Origin of the sequence: Gordonia sp. GONU (assembly GCF_024733855.1) — a bacterium.
Lineage (GTDB): Bacteria > Actinomycetota > Actinomycetes > Mycobacteriales > Mycobacteriaceae > Gordonia > Gordonia amicalis.
In genome coordinates this window covers 1-4255 of sequence record NZ_JANRHB010000067.1, presented here as the reverse complement: position 1 = coordinate 4255, position 4255 = coordinate 1, and the positions used below count along the sequence as shown (strand labels likewise).

The 4255-nt window shown below is 67.2% G+C and carries 5 protein-coding genes; 4 read left to right on the top strand and 1 reads right to left on the bottom strand.

All coding sequences use genetic code 11. The annotated features are described in order from the left end of the window. Window positions 1-201 precede the first annotated feature (201 nt). Together NWF34_RS25130 and NWF34_RS25125 are read left to right on the top strand one after the other, a co-directional pair. Window positions 202-717, top strand: a complete 516-nt coding sequence (locus tag NWF34_RS25130; protein WP_024499610.1) for an alpha/beta hydrolase — start codon at window positions 202-204, stop codon at window positions 715-717. Between the two features lie 73 nt (window positions 718-790). Beyond that, window positions 791-2260, top strand: a complete 1470-nt coding sequence (locus tag NWF34_RS25125) for a DHA2 family efflux MFS transporter permease subunit (RefSeq protein WP_024499611.1) — start codon at window positions 791-793, stop codon at window positions 2258-2260. Here NWF34_RS25125 and NWF34_RS25120 read toward each other — a convergent pair. After that, a complete protein-coding gene (locus NWF34_RS25120; RefSeq protein ID WP_024499612.1) occupies window positions 2257-2676 on the bottom strand; it encodes a MauE/DoxX family redox-associated membrane protein in 420 nt (139 codons plus the stop codon). The two genes, NWF34_RS25125 and NWF34_RS25120, sit on opposite strands and share 4 nt — an antisense overlap. Before the next feature lie 280 nt (window positions 2677-2956). Between NWF34_RS25120 and NWF34_RS25115 the strand changes: the two genes are divergently transcribed. Both NWF34_RS25115 and NWF34_RS25110 read left to right on the top strand, forming a co-directional pair. Continuing rightward, the gene (locus NWF34_RS25115; RefSeq protein ID WP_258326389.1) at window positions 2957-3103 is read left to right on the top strand and encodes a hypothetical protein; all 147 of its coding nucleotides are present in this window, start codon (window positions 2957-2959) and stop codon (window positions 3101-3103) included. Between the two features lie 159 nt (window positions 3104-3262). After that, window positions 3263-3865, top strand: a complete 603-nt coding sequence (locus NWF34_RS25110; protein WP_024499613.1) for a glyoxalase — start codon at window positions 3263-3265, stop codon at window positions 3863-3865. Window positions 3866-4255 lie beyond the last annotated feature (390 nt).

The window sequence follows — 4255 nt, the reverse complement described above, 5'->3', positions numbered from 1 at the left end:
AACAAGCCGACATTCCGAGATCGGCAGACCACCCACGCCCACATACCACCACCCCCAAAACCGCACGCCCACAACACCCTCCACCACCACCGGCACACCACATCGGTGCATCCAGGCTGAGTCAAGAGGAGCGCAACCCTGCGATGAGATCGCGCGTCTGCGCGAGTCGAACCCGGTGACGCACGAGTTCGAGGAGGATCGATGAGTCAGACACATTTGTTGTTCATCCACGGTGCTGGTGGGTTCACCGACGACCGGCCGATCGCCGCCGGCCTGGGCACAGCGCTCGATGTGCCCGTCGACATGCCCGAGTTCTCCGCCGGCGACATGTCCCTGCAGGCGTGGGCCGACCCACTGCGCGCACGGCTGTCGACGATGGATGCCGACGACCTGCTCGTGGCCCACTCGTTCGGGGCGTCGGTGCTGCTGCACCTGCTGGCGGAGCCGGCGTATGCCGGACCGAGACGCGCTGTCCTCCTGGCGATGCCGAACTGGGGGCCGGACGGGTGGGCCATGGAGGAGTACGACTTCACCGGACCACCACCGCGCCATGTCGCACTGTCCCTGCACCACTGCGTCGACGACGAAGAAGTCCCGATCGGCCACCTGGATCTCAACGCCGCGCTGCTTCCCGACGCCCAGCTCCATCGTCACGAGACCGGCGGACACCAGTTCGTCGGACTGGTCGACGCCATCGCTGCCGATATGCGTCGCTGACGGCGACGGTTGCGCGTCAACGTTCTGACCATGACCCTGGGGAGACGGCGACCCCGGTCTCGGGAAGGCAGACATGATCGCGAACCGTTCGGCGGAAGAACCGGTCGGCATTCGCGCTGCGTCGCCGGCGGGGCGGTGGCTGCTCGTCGCCGCGGTCCTGGGGTCGGGCGTCGCATTCCTCGACGGCACGGTCGTGAACGTCGCGCTGCCGTCGATCGCCCGCGACCTCGACACCGGTCTGCGTGGACAGCAGTGGGTACTCGACGGCTATCTGCTGACGTTGAGCTCACTTCTGCTGTTGGGAGGCGTCGCCGGTGACCGGTACGGCCGTCGGCTCGTCTTCACCGGGGGCCTGGCGATGTTCGCGGTGGCGACGATCGGCTGCGGGGTGGCGCCGTCCGTCGAGTGGCTGGTGGTCGCACGGCTCGTTCAGGGCGTCGCGGCAGCGGCTGTCGTGCCGGGCAGCCTCGCACTCATCAACGCGGAGATCGCGCCGTCGGATCGCGGTGCGGCCGTGGGTCTGTGGGCCGGGATGTCGGGCGCGACCAGTGCGCTGGGACCGTTCGTCGGCGGGTGGCTCGTCGACGCGGCGTCGTGGCGCTGGACCTTTTTCCTGAGTGTGCCGCTGGCGGTGGGTGCGCTGGTCATCTCGATTCGGCATGTGCCCGAGTCCCGCGATCCGTCCGCGCCGCGTCGACTCGACGTCGCGGGCGCGGTGACGATGACGCTCGGTCTCGCTGGCGTCATCTACGCGCTGATCGAGGGCCCGTCGAGCGGCTGGTCCGCCGGTACGACGACCGCCGGTCTCGCGGGTGTGGCGGCTCTCGTCGCGTTCGTGGTCATCGAGACGCGGGTGCGGTCGCCGTTGTTGTCGCTGAGGCTGTTTCGATCGTCGCAGTTCACCGGCGCCAACCTGACGACGCTGCTGGTGTACGCGGGCCTGGGCGGCGCACTGTTCCTGCTTGCCCTGCAACTGCAGCAGAGCCTCGGATACTCGGCGTTCGAAGCCGGTGCGGCGATGTTCCCGAGCACGTTCATCATGCTGTTCGGTTCTCCGCTGGTGGGCAGGCTGGCCCAGACCACCGGGCCGCGGCTACCGATGACCGTCGGCCCGCTGATCGCCGCGGGTGGCTTCGCGCTCATGACGCGCGTGCAGCCGGGCACGGACTACCTGGCTCATGTGCTGCCCGGCGTCCTGGTGTTCGGGCTCGGGATGACGGTGACCGTCGCGCCCCTGACGTCGGCTGCCCTCGGTGCGGTCGACGATGCGCTGGCCGGGACCGCGTCGGGCGTGAACAACGCGGTGGCCCGCGTGGCCGGTCTGCTGGCGGTGGCGGTGTTGCCCGCGGTGGCCGGGATCGACGCCGGACCGGGCGAGCCTCTCGGCGACGGCTTCCGGACGGCGATGTACATCTGTGCAGCGGGTTGCGCTGTCGGGGGGCTCGTCGCCGCTCTGACGATCAGCTCGGGCGCCGGCTTCCGGCCGCAGGTCCGGGCCGGGATGGACACCGCTTGCCAGGATGCGTGCACCCGTCGCCGCTAGTCGGAACGCTTCCCGGTTCCGGCCGCGATCGCCCACAGCACCAGGACCGGCTGGAAGAACAGGCGCGTGAGCCGCTTCTGGTCGGTGTCGAGGCCGAAGGCGTCGATGTTTTCGACGTACTGGTGGATGTTGCCGGGGAACACCGCGACGAAGAATGCCGCAACGATCCACGAGACGATCTTGCGATGACGCGGGAGAGCGATGAGGGCTGCGCCCAATGCGATCTCCACCCCACCCGAGGCCAGGACCACGAAGTCCTTGCTGAACGGCACCCAGTCGGGGACCTGTGCCTGGAACTCGTCGCGTTGTGCGGTCAGGTGACCGATGCCGGCGATCGCCAGGATTGCTCCGAGCGCGATCCGGGCGATGGCGCGGCCCAGCGGCTGGCGGGTGGAGGTGGGGGACAGGACCGACATGCAAGCTCCTCGGATGTTGGCGTGTGCGTTGCGTTCCCCGTGGTTCGTGGCCGAGGCGGCTCTCGGACTGCCCCGGAGTGAGACTCGGCGAGTCGACCCGCTGACTCCAACGTCAAATTTAGTCGCGGTATCAACTAATGTGTGGTACATATGTGACCCCGGACACCGTCGTCCGGGATATTTGTCCGCACGGAGGTCAGCCCATGCCCCTCGACTCGATGTCGGTCCGCCGACACCCGTCCATAGACCGCTTGTTCGCCACGCGACTCGGGGATCGGTCATGACGCTGAAGTCGGTATGGGATGCGCTGAAGGCTTCCGCAGGGGTGGTCGTCACGGCGGCGGCGTTCGCCGTCGGACTGGCGGTACTGGTCGTGGCGCAGGTCGTCGTCTTCACGGCCCGCGTGGCGGTCGACCTCCCGGGCTGAACCACCCCTGCTGCCGATCGATCCGCCTGCTGGTTGAGTAGGCGAGGAGCTTGCGACGAGCCGTATCGAAGCCAGCCGAACGCTCGTGAGCGCTTGACCAGAACCGATCGATCAGGAATCGAGAAGCGCGAACGCTTCGACGCGCCATAGCGTCGAAGCATGACGAACATCAACGCACTCACCCTCGAAGTTCCGGACATCAGCGCTGCGGAGGTCTTCTACGACAAGGCTTTCGGACTCGGCGATCGGCTGCGGTTCCAGGCCGCCGCATCGCCGAGCCAAGGCTTTCGCGGTTTCGTGATCTCGCTCGTGGTCGCCGACCCGACGGTCGCCGATTCCTTCCTCGAACCCGCGATCGACGCCGGCGCCACCGTGCTCAAGCCCGCCAAGAAGTCCTTCTGGGGCTACGGCGGCGTGGTCCAGGCGCCCGACGGCGCGATCTGGAAGGTCGCCAGCTCGTCGAAGAAGCCGACCGGTGCACGGGCCCGGGAGTTCGACGACCTGGTCCTGCTGCTCGGCGTCGACGACGTCGCGGCCACCAAGCAGTTCTACGTGGACCGGGGGTTCGTGGTCGGCAAGAGCTACGGCCGCAAGTACGTCGAGTTCGAGAGCGGCCCGGACTCGGTGAAACTCGCGCTCTACGGCCGGAAAGCCGCGGCCAAGGATGCCGGCGTCGACGCCGCGGGTTCCGGGTCGCATCGGCTGATGATCGGCGGTGACGCCGGGCAGTTCGTCGATCCGGATGGGTTCAGTTGGGAGTGACTCTTCTGTAGGATCTCATCCTCTTTGTCAGTCGCGAACTGGGGTTTCTCATGATCTTGTCACCTGTGGGTTCTCACTAACTTGTCAGAATCCTCAGGCCAGCACTGCTCCCCGGCCGGCGCGTCATAGTTCGAGGTTGCAGTGCTGAAGCGGCGGGTTGCTAGGAGACCGCTACGCGACGTGAACTGCGGCTTGTGAATGGTCGAACCGTCCGACCGGCTGAACAAGGGCGATCGAACGCCGGCCGGTGTCGTGGCGATGTTCCCGGATGTGACGTGTAAGGGCTCGGGACATGCTTGACGTCGTGTCGTCGGGACATCGTTGACGTCTCACGCTTGTCGGTGGTCGCAGTCAGAGTGTGGGGGGTGTCCTTCTCTGCTGAGACTGAAT